At 62.9% G+C, this 15,931-nt stretch carries 16 protein-coding genes, 1 tRNA gene and 1 pseudogene; 7 read left to right on the forward strand and 11 right to left on the reverse strand.

Annotated elements, in window-relative coordinates:
- Nucleotides 1-41: 41 nt before the first annotated feature.
- Nucleotides 42-926 carry an alpha/beta fold hydrolase gene (locus CQ13_RS01110; protein ID WP_197427219.1) on the reverse strand — a complete coding sequence of 295 codons (885 nt, stop codon included), beginning with the start codon at nucleotides 924-926 and terminating at the stop codon, nucleotides 42-44.
- A 206-nt stretch (nucleotides 927-1,132) separates the two neighbouring features.
- On the opposite strand from CQ13_RS01110, the gene CQ13_RS01115 reads away from it, so the two are divergent.
- Nucleotides 1,133-1,951, forward strand: coding sequence for an MBL fold metallo-hydrolase (locus CQ13_RS01115; protein WP_057841176.1), 819 nt, complete (start codon nucleotides 1,133-1,135; stop codon nucleotides 1,949-1,951).
- 11 nt (nucleotides 1,952-1,962) lie between these two features.
- Nucleotides 1,963-2,577: pseudogene (locus CQ13_RS01120) on the forward strand (amidohydrolase family protein); the annotation flags it as partial.
- Here the strand turns inward: CQ13_RS01120 and CQ13_RS01125 are convergent.
- From CQ13_RS01125 to CQ13_RS01150, 6 genes are all read right to left on the reverse strand, one after another.
- Entirely contained in the window at nucleotides 2,578-3,834 is a 1,257-nt protein-coding gene (locus CQ13_RS01125; protein WP_057841177.1) for an aminopeptidase, read from the reverse strand. It lies immediately after the preceding pseudogene.
- A 273-nt stretch (nucleotides 3,835-4,107) separates the two neighbouring features.
- Nucleotides 4,108-4,395, reverse strand: coding sequence for a DUF1330 domain-containing protein (locus CQ13_RS01130; RefSeq protein ID WP_057841178.1), 288 nt, complete (start codon nucleotides 4,393-4,395; stop codon nucleotides 4,108-4,110).
- 50 nt (nucleotides 4,396-4,445) lie between these two features.
- Nucleotides 4,446-5,174, reverse strand: coding sequence for a Crp/Fnr family transcriptional regulator (locus CQ13_RS01135; protein ID WP_057841179.1), 729 nt, complete (start codon nucleotides 5,172-5,174; stop codon nucleotides 4,446-4,448).
- Entirely contained in the window at nucleotides 5,152-6,483 is a 1,332-nt protein-coding gene (locus CQ13_RS01140) for a (Fe-S)-binding protein (RefSeq protein WP_057841180.1), read from the reverse strand. The genes CQ13_RS01135 and CQ13_RS01140 overlap by 23 nt, the downstream gene beginning before the upstream one ends.
- Nucleotides 6,484-6,487: 4 nt before the next feature.
- On the reverse strand, nucleotides 6,488-6,877 hold the full coding sequence (locus tag CQ13_RS01145) for a RidA family protein (protein ID WP_063800015.1): 390 nt from the start codon (nucleotides 6,875-6,877) through the stop codon (nucleotides 6,488-6,490).
- A 121-nt stretch (nucleotides 6,878-6,998) separates the two neighbouring features.
- Nucleotides 6,999-8,897, reverse strand: a complete 1,899-nt coding sequence (locus CQ13_RS01150; protein ID WP_057841182.1) for a DEAD/DEAH box helicase — start codon at nucleotides 8,895-8,897, stop codon at nucleotides 6,999-7,001.
- Between the two features lie 303 nt (nucleotides 8,898-9,200).
- On the opposite strand from CQ13_RS01150, the gene CQ13_RS01155 reads away from it, so the two are divergent.
- The gene (locus CQ13_RS01155) at nucleotides 9,201-9,917 is read left to right on the forward strand and encodes a DNA-3-methyladenine glycosylase I (protein WP_057841409.1); all 717 of its coding nucleotides are present in this window, start codon (nucleotides 9,201-9,203) and stop codon (nucleotides 9,915-9,917) included.
- Nucleotides 9,918-9,981: 64 nt separating this feature from the next.
- On the opposite strand, the gene CQ13_RS01160 is transcribed toward CQ13_RS01155, so the two are convergent.
- Nucleotides 9,982-11,214: a rhodanese-like domain-containing protein gene (locus tag CQ13_RS01160; RefSeq protein WP_057841183.1), complete on the reverse strand. Its 1,233-nt coding sequence runs from the start codon at nucleotides 11,212-11,214 to the stop codon at nucleotides 9,982-9,984.
- A 59-nt stretch (nucleotides 11,215-11,273) separates the two neighbouring features.
- Between CQ13_RS01160 and CQ13_RS01165 the strand changes: the two genes are divergently transcribed.
- The gene (locus CQ13_RS01165; protein WP_057841184.1) at nucleotides 11,274-12,197 is read left to right on the forward strand and encodes a LysR family transcriptional regulator; all 924 of its coding nucleotides are present in this window, start codon (nucleotides 11,274-11,276) and stop codon (nucleotides 12,195-12,197) included.
- Between the two features lie 7 nt (nucleotides 12,198-12,204).
- Here the strand turns inward: CQ13_RS01165 and CQ13_RS01170 are convergent, their stop codons facing one another.
- Nucleotides 12,205-12,804 (reverse strand): thiamine pyrophosphate-dependent enzyme, encoded by a 600-nt coding sequence (locus CQ13_RS01170; protein WP_057841185.1) that lies wholly within the window; start codon nucleotides 12,802-12,804, stop codon nucleotides 12,205-12,207.
- Complete coding sequence (locus CQ13_RS01175) at nucleotides 12,801-13,367, reverse strand: thiamine pyrophosphate-binding protein (protein ID WP_057841186.1); 567 nt, start codon at nucleotides 13,365-13,367, stop codon at nucleotides 12,801-12,803. The genes CQ13_RS01170 and CQ13_RS01175 overlap by 4 nt, the downstream gene beginning before the upstream one ends.
- 244 nt (nucleotides 13,368-13,611) lie before the next feature.
- Between CQ13_RS01175 and CQ13_RS01180 the strand changes: the two genes are divergently transcribed.
- The 3 genes from CQ13_RS01180 (at nucleotide 13,612) to CQ13_RS01190 (ending at nucleotide 15,237) form a co-directional block, all read left to right on the forward strand.
- Nucleotides 13,612-14,295 carry an RNA polymerase sigma factor gene (locus CQ13_RS01180; RefSeq protein WP_057841187.1) on the forward strand — a complete coding sequence of 228 codons (684 nt, stop codon included), beginning with the start codon at nucleotides 13,612-13,614 and terminating at the stop codon, nucleotides 14,293-14,295.
- 90 nt (nucleotides 14,296-14,385) lie between these two features.
- Complete coding sequence (locus CQ13_RS01185) at nucleotides 14,386-14,907, forward strand: DUF4142 domain-containing protein (RefSeq protein WP_057841188.1); 522 nt, start codon at nucleotides 14,386-14,388, stop codon at nucleotides 14,905-14,907.
- 9 nt (nucleotides 14,908-14,916) lie between these two features.
- On the forward strand, nucleotides 14,917-15,237 hold the full coding sequence (locus tag CQ13_RS01190) for a cupredoxin domain-containing protein (RefSeq protein ID WP_057841189.1): 321 nt from the start codon (nucleotides 14,917-14,919) through the stop codon (nucleotides 15,235-15,237).
- Nucleotides 15,238-15,536: 299 nt separating this feature from the next.
- Here CQ13_RS01190 and CQ13_RS01195 read toward each other — a convergent pair.
- Nucleotides 15,537-15,610, reverse strand: a tRNA-Gly gene (locus CQ13_RS01195).
- Nucleotides 15,611-15,931: the final 321 nt, after the last annotated feature.

A 15,931-nucleotide genomic window follows, 5' to 3' on the forward strand; every position in this document is an offset into this window, starting at 1 on the left:
GGACAACGTTCGGTCTTTTTATGCCATACGGCAAAGTCGACTTATCCGCGAACCAGCTCCATCACAGCCCCCGCAAACTCCTCCGGCGCTTCCTGCGGCAGATTGTGCCCGACGCGGGGCACCACGCGATGGACGCGGCGGCCGGTGAATTTCGGCGCGCTGGCGGTGCCATCGCTCGCGGGCGCCACGCCATCGCCTGCGCCGTCCAGTGTGATTGACGGCACGGTGATGGGAGGAAGTGCCGCCAGCCGGCGCTGGATGTCGGCATATTGCGGATCTCCCTCGGCCAGACCGAAGCGGTGGCGATAGCTGTGGATCACCACGTCGACGTAGTCGGGATTGTCGTGGGCGCTCGCAGTCCGCTCGAAACAGGCATCGTCGAACGACCAGTTCGGTGACCACTGCGTCCACAATATTCGGGCGATCTCGCGCCGGTTGGCTGCAAGGCCGGCGCGGCCGCGCTCGAGCTGGAAGTAATACTGGTACCACAGCGCCACCTCGCGTTCGGGGCGCATCGGCACCATCGCGTTGGCAATATCCTGGATCAGATAGGAATTGACGCAGACGAGGCCGAGGCAGCGCTCCGGCCATAGCGCCGCGCCGACACAGGCCGCGCGCCCACCCCAGTCATAGCCCGCGAACACCGCACGGCGGATATGAAGCGCATCCATCAGCGCCATCATGTCGGCGCCGACCGCCGCCTGCTCGCCCGAGCGCGGCGTCACGGCATCGCGAAACCGGGTCGGACCATAGCCGCGCAGATAGGGAACGAAGACACGGCAGCCTTGGGCAGCCAGTTGCGGTGCGACGTCGACATAGGAATGAATGTCGTAGGGAAAGCCGTGCATCAGCATCACGGCGGGGCCATCCGCCGGACCCGCCTCGTAATAGGCGGTGCTGAGCGGGCCGGCATCGACCTGGCGCAGCGGCTCCAGCCGCTTCGATGATTGGGCACGCGGGGCTGGGGCAGCGGTTTCTTCAGTCACGGCGAACTCCCTGGTTGAATTTTACGATATGTCATAGTCCGGCCCCAATGAAGCAAATCCGGCGCTGCCGTGCGCGAATGCCATGACGTCTCCCGAATTCGGCGATACAGTGTCGCCCACGGCCTTCACCGCTGACGGGTCATGCCATGTTGCGATCCCTTGCTGTCGCCCTCGCCCTCCTCGGTTCGCTGATCGTCCCGGCGGCCGCCCAACAGCAGCCCTTACGCAGCGAGTGCCTCGCGATGGCGAGCACGCCGCCACGCGCCGTTCCGGTCAGCCTGCGCCGTACCGCCGCCAAGGTGGAAGAGGTCGCGATTACCTATGTCGGGCATTCCACCTATTACATCGATACGCCCGACGGCGTGCGGATCGCGACCGACTTCAACGGCGCCTACCGGACCGGACGACTTCCTGACGTCGTCACCATGAATCGCGCGCATTCCACCCACTACACATTATTTCCTGATCCAAAGATTCCGCACGTCCTGCATGGCTGGGGCGAGAATGGACAGGCGGCGCATATCTCAACGCGCGTCGGCGACGTCTATATCCGCAACGTGCCGACCGACATCCGCCGCTACTATGGCGAGGGCTTCGGCGGGGGGATGATCAAGGATGGCAACTCCATCTTCATCTTCGAAGTCGCCGGCCTCTGCATCGGCCATCTCGGACATCTGCATCACAAACTCGACGAGACGCATTTTGCGGCGATCGGCCGGCTCGACATCGTGATGGTGCCGATCGACGGCACCTATACGATGTCGCTCGACGGCGTTTCCGAAATCACCCGGCGGCTGCGCTCCTCGATCGTGCTGCCGATGCACCGTTTCGCCACGCCGCTCGATGAGTTCATGCGCCTGATCGGCCAGCAGTTCCAGATCGAGCAGCGGACGGAACGGACGTTGAAGATTTCGCGCGACACGCTGCCGGGCACGCCAACGGTGATCATTCTGGAAGGGGTGTGAAGGCAAAGCCACGGCATTCCTCGGCGTGGGATGCCGACCCCAACGTCGCCGGCATGTATGCGAGACGGCCGCAGGGGCTGTTGCTCGACAGCACGTTTCGCAGGGGCTTTGCCTGCCTCGCGCCATTGGGCCTGAGCTTCGACGCCTGGCTGTTTCATCCGCAGATCGGCGAACTCACCAGCCTCGCCCGCGCTTTCCCTGACACCAAAATCGTGCTCGATCATTGCGGCGGCCCGGTCGGCATCGGCCGCTTTGCCGGCCGGCGCGACGAAGTCTTTCCGCAATGGAAGGCCTCGATCCAGGAAATCGCGCGATGCCCGAACGTCGCGGTCAAGCTCGGCGGGCTGGCGATGTGCCTGCTCGGCTACGACTTTCACCTACGCCCGAAGCCGCCGTCTTCGGAACAGGCCGCCGCCGCGTGGCGTCCCTATATCGAAACCTGCATCGAGGCCTTTGGGCCCGATCGATGCATGTTCGAAAGCAATTTTCCGCCTGATAAAGGCCAGTGCAGCTATCAGGTGATCTTCAACGCCTTCAAGCGTATCGCCGCGCAGTATAGCGAAGCCGAGAAGACGGCGCTGTTTTCGAGGACGGCGACCGACTTCTACAGGCTCACGCTGGGCTAATTACGCCCACTCGCCCTTGCGGAATACCGGCACGCGGCTTCCGTCGGCGTGAATGCCGTCGATATCGGTTTCGGCCGATCCGATCATCCAGTCGATGTGAATGAGGCTCTTGTTGCCGCCCTGCTGGGCGATCTGCTGCGGCGTCAGCTTGTCGCCGCCAACGAAGCATTTCGAGTAGCACTGGCCGAGCGCGATATGGGAGGCGGCGTTCTCATCGAACAGCGTGTTGAAGAACAACAGCCCGCTTTTTGAGATCGGCGAGGAATGCGGTACCAGCGCCACTTCGCCAAGACGCGCCGCGCCCTCGTCGGTGTCGAGCACCTTCCTGAGCACCTCCTCGCCGCGCGAGGCCTTTGCCTCGACGATGCGGCCTTCCTCGAACCTGACCGCCATGTTGTCGATCAGCGTGCCCTGATAGGACAGCGGCTTGGAGGAGACGACATGGCCGCTGACGCGCCGGCAATGCGGCGTGGTGAAGACTTCCTCAGTCGGGATGTTGGCGTTGCAGGTAATGCCGTTCTTCGCGGTCGAGGCGCCGCCTTCCCATTCGTGACCATCGGCAAGACCGATCGTCAGATCGGTGCCCGGGCCGGAATATTTCAGCGCGTGGAAGCGCTGGCCGTTCAGCCATTCGGTGCGCTCGCGCAGCACGGCGTTGTGTTTTTCCCATGCGGCGACGGCGCCATCCTGATCGACGCGGGACGCCGCAAAGATCGCGTCCGCCAGTTTTGCCACCGCGACGTCCTCGGGGACGTCAGGGAAAACCTGCTTGGCCCAGGACGGACTCGGATAGGCGATGATGTTCCAGTTGGTATCGAAATTGACGATCTTCTCCAGCGCCGGCTGATAGGCGATCGAATTGGCCTTGCTGGCGCGCGCCACCTTCACGGGATCCTCGCCCGACAGCAGCATCGGATTGTCGCCGACGATGGCCAAGCGTGCGGTGTTGGCGCCGAACGCCTTCGCCATGCCCTCGTAGAGCCAGTCGGCGGCACGGTCGAAACCGGCCTCGTGGCCGTAGCGGTAGCGCGCCAGCGTGATCGCCTCGTCCGACAGTAACGGGGTCACCAAACCCGCGCCGGCCTTGTACGCATGTACGGCAATCCGGCGCACCAGCGGCAGCGCGACCGAGGGGGCGGTCAGCAGCAGGTCCTGCCCCGGCTGTAGCCGCAAGCCGACCTTGACCGCGACTTCGGCGAGGCGGTCGAGCTTTACGGGATCAATCGAGACGGAAGCATTTCGCTCAGGTGCGGTCATGATTCTTTCGGCCAATGCTGAAGGATTATTAAGGCTTCGCAAGCTTCGGTCATGATGGAGCAATCATGTCAAAGCGAGCGAAGCGCCTGACAGCAATAGCACAAGAATGGCCCGGCGAAAGCCGGCCTCGTTGATGTTCCGGAATGCAATAATGCGAGCACGGAACCGTCAAAGCATGGCAGTGCCGGCGTCCATGGAGGACGACGACGAGGATGGAATCATGGCGAGCGGCGGCTTGTTACGACCGGACGATCAACTCAACGGTTCGCGATGTCACAGGCCCCTTACCACCAGCACGATGGCGTCGGCGCCCGCTTTGCGATCGACCGAGATCTCCTGATATTCCGGCGAACTCTGAAATTCCTTTGCCGCGGCGTCATCGGGAAATTCCATGATCACGACCTTGTCGCGCGGCCATTCGCCTTCCAGCACGACCGGATCTGCGTCCGCTACCAGCAGCTTGCCACGGAATTTCTTGAATACGTCCGTAAAGCGCGCCTGATAGCGATCGTAGAGTTCGCGCCGGGTGAACATCAACTGGGCGATGATGTAGACGCTCATGGGCTATCCTGTGTTGGACTTCCGTTTGAGGTATCCGCGCGAGATCGGCGCTAGTGATTGCGTTGCTCGGCGATGAAGTCGTCGAGGCGCTTAGTATTGCGGATCACGATCTTGCCGCGGCTCTTGGAGATCAGCCCGAGCCGCTCGAATTCGGACAGCGCGATCGCGACCCAGCTTCGGCTCACGCCGATCATCCTGGCGAGTTCCTGCTGCGTCAGGTCGACCACGGAGAGGCATTGCTGCGGCGTATCACCCGGCTCCGGCCGCGCCAGCGATTTGAGCACCGTGCCGAGCCGCACCGAGGCGCGGTCCAGCACCATCGGCCCGCTGCGTTCGATGCTCTCAATCGAGAGAATGGCGAGCAGCCGGGTGATGTTCCAGTGGAACGGCGGAATTTCCACGAGGCAATGCAGGAAATCGGTGCGCGTCATGATGGACGCGGTGGCCGATTCCAACGATTCGGCCGATAGGATGCGGCTCTGTCCGGTGACGGTTGCCGCCAGCCCGAGGATCGTGCCCGGCAGGCAGATGCCGAAGGTGAATTGTTCGCCGTTCTCCAGCGTCTGGAACAGCCTGATACGGCCCTCGGTGACGAGCAGCAGCGTATCGCTCGGCTCGTCCTGATCGAACAGGATTTCCTTCGGTTCGAACGACACAACCTCCATGCGATCGAGGATCGTCTGACGCTGTGCCGCGCTCAATCCCTCGGTCGCGATATTCCATTTCGGCGACAGCGTTCTGGCGGGAACCTGCGCATCAGGCAGGGTTTGCATGCGCATGTCCTTTCTCAAAACAATCAAGCTGCCCCTTGAATTCCAGCGACGCGAAGATGGCAGGTCCATGCTGCTTGAGCCATTCCGGATCGATGTCCAGGCCATTGGCTTGCAAATAGGGGCGGCCTTCTTCGACGATCATCTGCCAGTCATCGAGGAGGCGAAACTCCTTCAGCCGATCGGCATGAGGCACGCCGCCAAGCGCTTCGACCAGCAGATCGGTGTAATTGAGCACACGGAACTTTCCATCGGCCTCCGCGCCGATGAAAACGGCGTGGCAGCCATGGTAGAGCGTAACCAGGATATCGGCGCCCGTCGCGTCTGCGCGCGCAAGAAGCTCGTTGTGTTCGCGTGCGGCCAATTCCGGCGACTTGCTGCAGCCGGAGCCGCCGCAGGTGTAGCCCGATTCAAAAACGGTTTCGATGATTTCGAGGCCCGGAATCGCGCGCAACAACAAATCGACATTGCGGCAGATATCGGCGCGGCCGACATGCGCATGGACGATGACGCGGCGTGCGATGGGGATCACAAATTTTTCCCGCAGTTCGTCAATTCGGCTGACGAGATATTCGGTCAAATGGTCGAAGTCGTAGCTGCTCTTGCGATAGCCTTCGAGGGTTTCGCCAAGGTGCAACTGGCACGTCGGGCACCAGTTCAGCACCCGCTCCGGACTGAACCCTTCGAAACGATCGATCGCGTTCGCGGTGACGCGTTCGCCGGTGCGGATTTCACCTTCCCATTTGGTGGCGATGACGCCGCAACAGGAAGACGGGCCGCCGACGACTTCATAGTCGGCATCCAGCGCGTCGAGCACGGCCACCGAGTTGAACAGCAAATGGGGCGTTCGCAGCGCGTTGCAGCCGAGATAGAATACGATCGGCGCGCGCCTCCTGCGAGGCGGCACGAATACGCGGCGGAATTCCTCAGGGATAAGCTGCATGGCGGCCATGATTTTGATGGCGCGCGACATGCGACGAAAAAGCTCGGGGGTTTTCGATCCGCGCGACGCAGATCTCGCGCTGGCAAGCGCGAGCATCTTGCGCGGATTGATCTCCTCGGGACAAGCGGGGATGCAGAGACCGCAGCCGTTGCAAGTCGACGCCCACGTGTCCGAAGCCGGATCGAGTTGTTCCTGCCCGCTGAGGAAGTCCACGATGCCGCCGACGACCTGACCTGGCACCGTATTCACCGCGGCGCCATACGGAATGACCGGGCATACGCTGACGCATTGGCCGCATTTCGTGCAGCGGTCCGCGATGGCCTGCGCCTCGGCCGTGAGGAAATTCGCGAGGGACTGCGGTGCAGAGCGTTCCATCGCATCAATCCAGGCAAACGATGGCTTCGATTTCGACCAGCATGCGCGGATCGACGAGCCTGCTCACCTCGACCAGCGTCGCGGCAGGACGGCCGCTAAAATGGGGAAACCGGATATCGCGGGTGTCGTGGTTGAAGCGGTCGATGTCGGTCGTGAAGATGGTGAATTTGACCACGTTGTCGAACGAGGTCGCGGCGTGCTCGAGAATATCGGCCAGATTGGCAAAGCACTGCGCGACCTGCGCACGCATGTCGCCTTCGCCGACGACTCCACCGTCGGCGTCGCGCGCGGTAATTCCGGCAGTGTGCAGCAGGCGCCCGGACGAAATCACGCCCAGCGAAAACGGCACGTTGCTTTCAAAATGCTTTCCCAACATCAGGGCTGTCCTGGCCATGCAATCTCCCAGCATCCATTTCAAAACATGGATGCAAGGTTAGCCCAGGTCGGCAAAAATCTCTGTTAAGTAGTCGGCATTCGCGCTCCGGAAACGTGTTCCGGACCCTCGATGGCGACCGTTAGCCGCGAAATTTCTTCTTTTTGTTCTTCCCGAAGGCGGCCTTGGCGGGCGCTTCCCCTTCCTGCCGCGGCTTTCTGGCGTAGGCCGGCTTATCCCGACGCTGGCCCCTGGTGGCGAAATTCGCCCGGTCAGCGGCCTCGGGTTTGTCGGATCGCGTGTCATATCCATTGTTGGTTTCGCGATGAGGCTTGCCGCTGTGAGCTTTGCCATGCGGCTTCGAGGGTCGCGCCTCCTCGCGCGGCGAGGCATTCGTCATCGCCTCGATGCGAATGCTGTCTTCCTTGTCGGGACGGCGAACTCTGGCGGCGAAGCGGTCGGCGACGCGCGCGGAAATCTCGAACTCGGTGACGCTGTCGAGAATACGAATGGCGCCAATATCTTCCTTCTTGATGCTGCCGCGGCGGCACAACATCGGCAGCAGCCAACGCGCTTCCGCGTTCTTCCGGCGTCCGATCGCGGCGCTGAACCACACGGTGTCCTCCGCCATGCGGTGGCGCGTCGAGGATTTCGTTGGCTTCACTCCCTTTCCAGCCTCGCGATCGGTCCGCTCGCGGGCGCGCTCGGCACGAGATTTGACGCGCTCCTCGCCGGGATCGACGATGTCCTCGGGAGAGGGCAATCGCGCGCGATAGAGCCGCGCCAGCGCGGTGGCGATCTCTTGCGACGACCGTTCCGCAAGCAAGCTTTGCGCGAGTGCCTCATCCTCTGCCGTTATTTCGCCTGCGAACACATCATCGCGCAACAGCCGCTCCTGATCGAGCTTGCGGATTTCATCCGGCTGCGGCGCCAAGCCCCAGGCCGCGTCGATGCCTGCGAGCTTGAGCAACATATCCGCGCGACGCCGCCGCGCCGGCGGCACCAGCAAGATACTGACGCCCTTGCGACCGGCCCGCCCGGTGCGCCCCGAGCGATGCTGCATGACTTCCGGATCGTTCGGCAGATCGGCGTGGATGACGAGGTCCAGGTTCGGCAAATCGATGCCGCGCGCGGCAACGTCGGTAGCAACGCAAACGCGGGCGCGACCGTCGCGCAAGGCCTGCAGCGCCAGCGTTCGCTCGTTCTGGGTCAACTCGCCCGACAGCGCCACCACGGAGAAGCCGCGCTCCAGCAGCGTTGCCTGCAGATGCCGCACGGCCTCGCGCGTGTTGCAAAACACCAGGGTGCCAGGCGATTCGAAATAGCGGAGGAGATTGACGACGGCGTGCTCGACATCGCCGGCGGCGATCCGGATCGCGCGATACTCGATATCGGCATGACCGCCCTCGTCGCCGGCGACTTCAACGCGGAAGGCGTCTTGCTGATATTCCTTCGCCAGCGCAATGATGCCGCGAGGAAGGGTGGCCGAGAACAATAGCGTGCGGCGGCTCTCCGGCGTGGCCTGCAGGATGAATTCCATGTCCTCGCGAAAACCGAGATCGAGCATCTCGTCAGCCTCGTCGAGCACGATCGCCTTCAACTCGCTGACGTCAAGTCGGCCGCGCCGCAAATGATCGCAGAGTCGCCCCGGCGTGCCGACCACGATATGGGCGCCCGCGGCCAGCTCGCGCTGCTCGCGGCGCGGATCCATGCCGCCGACGCAGGAAACCACGCGGGCGTCCGCATGCTGATAGAGCCAGCCGAGTTCGCGGTGCACCTGAAGCGCAAGCTCGCGGGTCGGCGCGACAATCAATGCAAGGGGCGCGGCAGCCCGCTCGAATCGTTCGGCGTCATCCAGCAGGTTCGTTCCAATCGCCAGACCATAGGCGACCGTTTTGCCGGAACCGGTTTGCGCAGAAACGAGCAGGTCACGGCCATCAGCATCGTCGGCCAGCACCGCCGTCTGCACCGGCGTCAGCCGATCATAATTGCGTTCCGCCAAAGCTCGGGCGAGCGGCGCATTTGCGGGCAGTAATGTCACGAGATGTCAGACCTTGGTTGGCGTTGTCGGCCGGGAATATGAAAAGGGCGCCTCGAACCGAAATGACTTAAAAAGCTGCGCATTGACGACGCGCAGCCGCACGGCCTGACGGTTGAATGAGGTGGGGATGCTTTAGGCGAAATCCAGCCGGGACGCCATCCATTCTTTGCAGGTCAGCCGATCACTTCTGCGACGGTTAACCTTCTACGCTGCCGGCTGGGAATTCCGGGATGATCCGCTACACTAGGGTTTTCCGGGTATTTCAGCCGTGGTTTTCAACTTAGCCATATGGGGCCATGCACCGTGACCGCGTTCAAGACCATTCGCGCCCGCGCCGAGAAGCGCAAGGGCGGGCCGAGGGCACTCGCCAAGCTGCTGCCGGCCAAGCCGGACCCGAAGGCGCTCGCCAAGCTCGGCGACGACCGGATTCTCGCCGAAATGACCAAGCGGGTGTTCTGCGCGGGCTTTGCCTGGAGCGTGATCGAGAGCAAATGGCCGGGATTCGAAAAGGCGTTTCTCGGCTTCAAGCCCGGGCCGCTGACGCTGCAGCCGGATGATTTCTGGGACGGCCTGATGAAGGACACCCGCATCGTGCGCAACGGCGCCAAGATCATGTCGGTGCGCGCCAATGCCGGTTTCGTCCGCGACGTTGCGAAGGAGCACGGCAGTTTCGGCAAGTTCCTTGCGAATTGGCCGTCGTCGGACCAGGCCGGATTGCTGGAACTGCTGGCCAAGCGCGGCAGCCGGCTCGGCGGCAATACCGGGCAGATGATGCTGCGTTTCCTCGGCTGGGATGGATTCGTCACCTCCAGCGACGTGATCCTGTGCCTGCGCGATGCTGGTCTCGACATTGCGGAGACGGTTACCTCCAAGCGCGATCTCGCGAAGGTGCAGGCGCAGTTCAATGCATGGGCGGAGGAAAGCGGTCTTCCCTATGTGCAGCTTTCGCGGATTTGTGCGCTGTCGATCGGCGAGAATTATTCGGCCGAGAAGTTGGCCAGTTTCGGCGCGGATGAATGATGGGGTCGCTTCCGCCTTCGCTCTTCGAGCCAGGGCGCGACAAGTCCGCTCCACCTACGCGATCTCAAATCACGAAAAATCCGTGCGTGCCGTCGCGGCGGAGCTGCTCGACGAGGCCGTATTCCCAGTCGAGATAAGCCTGCATCGCGCTTTCCTTGACATCGGTGCCCTCATAGGGCCGGCGATAGCGATGTGACGGATCGGATTTTGGGATCACGCGCGGTGGCCCGATTTCCAGCGAGGCGTCGTAGCCCCCTTCAAGCACGTAAGTTTCCCAGCCCATTTGCGCCAGCCAGGACGCCGTCATGTCGGCGCGCACGCTCATATTATCCGTCAGCACGATCCGGGCGCCGCGCACCGGCGCCGCCATATCGATTTCCTGCACCAATTGCCCGCCGGCGTAATGGCGGAAGCCCGTGATATGGCCAGCCGTGTATTCCTCCTCCGAGCGGACGTCGAAGCAGTAGAGCGTACGGTTGGCCTGCGCCTGCAACGCTGCCATTTCCTCTGATCCGATATGGCGGACGCCAGCGCGATAGGCGACGTCGCGGGCATTGGCTTCGCCGCCTTTGATAGCACCGACCTCGCCACGCCTGTCACTGCCGTGTTCGAGATGTTGTTTGGCCAGCGTCCAGCCGATGGTGCCGTTGCGCAGCGCCCGCACCTTGTTCGCGACGCCGGCATTGATCAGCGATTGGGTGCCGATGATCGAGCGGGTGCGGCCGGCGCAATTGACGATGATGGTGGTCTCGGGATCCGGCGCGGCGCGGCCGGCGCGCAGCACCAGTTCCGCACCGGGCACGCTGATGGAGCCCGGGATGTTCATGGTGGCGTATTCATCGAAGCGGCGGACATCGAGGATCTGGATATTGGCGCCGCTCGCAATCAGGGCGCCGACTTCCTCGGCGGCGAGCGAAGGCGTGTGCCGGCGCGACTCGACCAGTTCGCCGAAGGCCTTGGCGTAGGAATTGACGTCCTCGAACACCTCATAGCCCGCCGACTTCCAGCCCTGCAGTCCGCCGTCGAGCTGGCGGACATTAGTATAGCCCAACGCTTTCAGGTGGTCCGCCGCTACGGTAACGAGGCCTTCACCAGTGTCATAGAGCACGATCGACACGTCCTTGCGCGGCAGCCGCGTCTCCGCTTCGAGCGCGATCCGGTCGGCCGCCATGTTGGCGGCAAACAGCGGATGGCCGGTGGCGAACACGGCCTCGTGCCTGACATCGAGCAGCGCAATTTCCTCGCGCAGCAGCAGCGCGGCGCGGACTTGCGAGGGGGTAACTGAGGGTACGGTCATGGACGGAGATTCCAAAAACGGCCTATGATCGCTTGCATAATAGACACTCTGGGCACCCGATGGATCTCAAACAATTGCGGACTTTCCGGGCCGTAGCCGAACTTGGAAGCCTGAGCAAGGCCGCGGACCGGCTGCGTGCCGCGCAGCCGGCGCTGAGCCGCCACATCAAGCTGCTCGAGCACGAGCTTCGCGTCGAGCTGTTCGTCCGCAACGGGCGCGGCATGCTCTTGACCAGCGCGGGCCGGATGCTGCTCGACCGCACCACCGGCCTGATCCGCCAGATCGAGCAGGTCAGCGACGATCTCAAATCGGCGAACGGCAATCCGTCGGGCCGGGTCATCCTCGGGCTGGTGCCCACGGTCAGCGCTGTCCTGTCCGGACGGTTTGCCCGCCGCGTCCTCAACGAGTTTCCCGACGTCTCGCTGCGCATCGTAGAGAGCTATGGCGGGCATCTGGTCGAATGGCTGCACCGCGGCGAGATGGATCTCGCGATCATCTATGGTCCGGCGGTCGATCTCCATCTTCAGGTCCAGTCGATCGGCCGCGAGGATATCGTCGCTGTCGGGCCGCCGGGATCGGGGCTGAACAAGCGCAAGCAGGTCGATCTGAAGTGGCTGGTGAAGCAGAAGCTGATCCTGCCGAGCATCTCACATGGTCTGCGGGCGCTCTTGGAGAAAGCGCTGGCGCGCGAAAAACTGAAGTTAGAGGCCATGATCGAGGTCGATTCCTACCGCGCCCAGATCAGCCTGATGGAGGAAGGGCTCGGCTACACGCTGCTGCCGCCTTCCGCCATCCGCACCGAGGTGGCGGCGAAACGGCTGGAGATGACCGCCGTCAGTCCCGCCGTGTCGCGCGAATTGATTCTCGCCTCGCCGATCGCCCACCCGCCGTCGATCGCAACGACGACGATCGGCACCCTGATCGTATCCGAGATTCAACAGCTTTCCCGGGAAGGACGCTGGAAGATCAGCATGACGGCGTAGCTGCGCGTCAATTATACAACGCCTCGTCTCCCAACACCGATTGCCGGAAGCGCGTCATCAGGATGACGCCGTCGGCAGGCGGCATCACGAACACCAGCGCCTCGGGATTGATCTTGATCTGCGCGAAAACCGTTCCTCGCCCATCATGCGCGAGGTCGCGCAGTTCGGTCACCTCGGCCATCGTGCGAACAATGCGCGAGGTACGGATGCCGCAGGCGGTCGCGATCGCGGCGAGGTCGACTCCCGACGCGGTCGGGGTTTTCTGCATGCCGGTCTCGCCGAAGCGCTCGTTGTCGAGAACGGCGATCGTGAGATTCTTCGGCGCCTCCACCGCGATCGTGGCGAGCGAGCCGATATTCATCAGCATCTCGCCGTCTCCGGTGACGACGAGCACCTTGCGCTTGGGCTGCGCCAGCGCCAGCCCAAGCCCGATCATCGAGGCGGCGCCCATCGCGCCCCAGAGCGGAAAATTGTTCCGATGGTCGCCGGCGGCGGAGACGTCCCAGTTCGGCGCGCCGAGCCCGGCGATGACGAGGAGATCGGCGCGGTCGCGCAACAATTCGTTGACGACGTCGCGGCGATGCAGAAGCGCGTTCGGATTGCTCATTTGCGGGCAAGCTCCTTGAAATTCTTGGCGCCAAGCACGCGCTGGCCGATCAGGACCGCCACCGGCTTCCAGGTGTTGAAGGCGAGGTTGGCCGCGCCCTGCACGGTGGAGGCGACGAGATCAGGCTCGTCCACCTTGTTCACGATCACGCCCATGGCCTCCAGCGAGGGACGCGTGCCCTGCCCCATCGGGATCTGCCACGGATTGAACTCGCCCCAGTCGCCGCGCATGGTGACGATCATCAGTAACGGCATGTGACAGATGACGGGCAGCGACAGCATGTTGATGCAATTGCCGACGCCGCTCGACTGCAACAGCAGCACGCCGCGCTCGCCGCCCAGCCACGCACCCGCCAGCATCGCTACGCCCTCTTCCTCCGTCGTCAGCGTCACGACGCGAGTCTCGGGATCGGCCTCGAAGGAGCGGATCAGGCGGCTGTGGCCGGCGTCCGGAACCATCGCGACCTGGCGGATGCCGGCGTCCTTGAGCACGCGGTAGATCTCGTCCGGCCACGTCGGCAGCGCCGGTGCGGCCTCGGCGCGTGATTTTGCTGCTTCCGCCATCGGGCTCAATTTCCTCCGCGATTCCAAGGGTTGATTGACGTGCAGAATAGATCGCGGCGAGGGTTCGAGGAATTTGAATGTGGACATGGCTTCTATCGCAAAATTGAAAGGCTCGGTGGAGCCAAAGCGTCATGCCGAATGGCTGGCAGGCTGACGTTTGGCCCGTCCATGCAGCCGAAATTATTTCGGGAACCTGCTGGCTCCTGCAGCATCCAATCCCAATACCCTGTTATTGGTGGATATCATGCACCAGGCCCACATACCGGACATCGCGCGCCTTGATACCGGCGACGCCGAGTTGGTGCGCCGCGCGCTGGCCCGCGACGAGGCGGCGGTGCGCGCGATCATGCAGGCGAATAATCGCAGGCTGTACCGGCTCGCCCGCGGCATTCTGCGCAACGATGGCGAGGCCGAAGACGTCGTGCAGGAGGCCTATGTCCGTGCCTTCACCCATCTGGAAAACTTTCGCGGTGATTCCAGCCTGTCGACGTGGTTGTCGCGGATCACCATGAATGAGGCGCTCGGCCGGCTGCGCCGCCAGCGGCCCGCCGTCGAACTGGACTCATTGCCGCAGGGCGCGCTCGAGGCCCAGATCATCCAGTTTCCTCGTGCCGCCGACGATCCGGAAAAATCCATGGCCCAGCGTGAAATTCAGCATGTCGTCGAACACGCCATCGATGAATTGCCGGAAGCGTTCCGTCTCGTCTTCATCACCCGCGTGATCGAGGGGATGAATGTGGAAGAGACCGCCGAGATCCTTGGGCTGAAGCCGGAGACGGTAAAAACCCGACTGCACCGCGCCCGCACCATGCTGCGCGATATCGTCGAGAACAAGATCGGTCCCGTGGTGATGGAGGCGTTCCCCTTTGCCGGCCGGCGCTGCGAGCGCCTGACGGACACTGTGCTGAAGCGGCTGGGCTTCGACTAACTTTTCCGGGAACCTCTGCACTCCACGCCCATCCAACTCCTGTTCATCATTGCGCGGCATTGGTTCCGCGCGCCACAGGAGTATCAAACCATGTTCATACGATTGAGCGCGGCAATCGCCGCATTGAGCCTTCTTGGAAGCGCCGCGCTGGCGCAAGGCGCAAAACCCACCGATCCCCAGATCGCGCATATCGCCTACACGGCGGGCGTCATCGACATCAACGCCGCCAAACAGGCGATCGCGAAAGCCAGCAGCAAGGACGTCAAGGCATTCGCGCAAGACATGGTGCGCGACCATGAGGCCGTGAACAAGCAGGCGCTCGACCTGGTCAAGAAGCTGAAGGTGACGCCGGAGGACAACGACACCAGCAAGACGCTGTCGAAGCAGGCCACCGAGAAACTCGCGGAACTCGACAAGCTGAAAGGCGCCGAATACGACAAGGCCTATCTCGCCAACGAGGTCGCCTACCACAAGACCGTCAACAGCGCGCTGGAGACGCAGTTGATTCCGTCAGCCAGCAATGCCGAGCTGAAGAGCCTGCTGCAAACCGGCCTAAAGATTTTTCAGGGCCACCAGCAGCACGCCGAACAAGTCGCCGCCAAGCTGAAGTAGGAGGCCGCCATGCGTTCGGGACGATATCTGCCCCTCGTCGCCACCCTGCTGCTTGGCGCGGCAGTCGTCCCGGCGCATGCAACGACGATCCAGATCACGATCGACAATCTGGTGTTCGCGCCGGCCGAGGTATCCGCCAAGGTCGGCGACACGATCGAATGGACCAACAAGGACGTGTTCGCCCACACCGCGACCGCGCGCAACGGCGATTTCGATGTCGCCACGCCGCCGAAGCAGACGGTGACCTCGGTGCTGACGAAGGTCGGCAGCGTCGAATATTACTGCCGCTACCATCCCAACATGAAGGCGGTGCTGACGATTGCGCCGTAACACGGCCGTCATTCCGGGGCGCGCTTCGCGCATGCCCGGCTCACGACGTCCCGGGGAGGCAGCGCGGCTCAGGCCGCGCGCACCTAGCTTAGGAATTTTCCAATCTCGCGCTTCAACCGGTCGCTTTCGCCGGACAGCGATTTTGCCGCTGATAGCACCTGGGCGGAGGCGGAGCCGGTCTCGCTGGCGCCGCGCTGCACGTCCGGGACGTCAGGACCGCCGCAAGATCATCGCGAGCCTGACAGCGTGCTGTTCTAACGACAGCCTGGCGCAATCCGTGGCCGGCAGGGCGGGGAAATTGGAGCGGGCGAAGGGAATCGAACCCTCGTATGCAGCTTGGGAAGCTGCCGTTCTACCATTGAACTACGCCCGCGGGAGGCTCTTTAATTTTGAGCATGATCTCCGCGCAAACGCTAGCGCGTTTGTCGCGAGGGAAAACCGGCATCCACTTTTCCGGATCATGCTCGCATCCCATGATTAGCCGACCGCGCGCCATTCGCCAAGCTGTTCCATTGGCCGTCTTGCTCGCTGTCAACTTCCCCAAAATTCCAGATGCGATTGGTCAGGCCGGTGGTATGATTCGCGTCCGGGACTGGTGGCGTATGACGGGGCGTGGCTACAGCATTTTCGACACAGGGATCGGCCGCTGCGGGGTTGCATGGAGCCCGGCCGGCATTGCAGCTCCCGGAAGTCT

The organism is Bradyrhizobium retamae (assembly GCF_001440415.1).
Classification (GTDB): Bacteria; Pseudomonadota; Alphaproteobacteria; order Rhizobiales; family Xanthobacteraceae; genus Bradyrhizobium; species Bradyrhizobium retamae.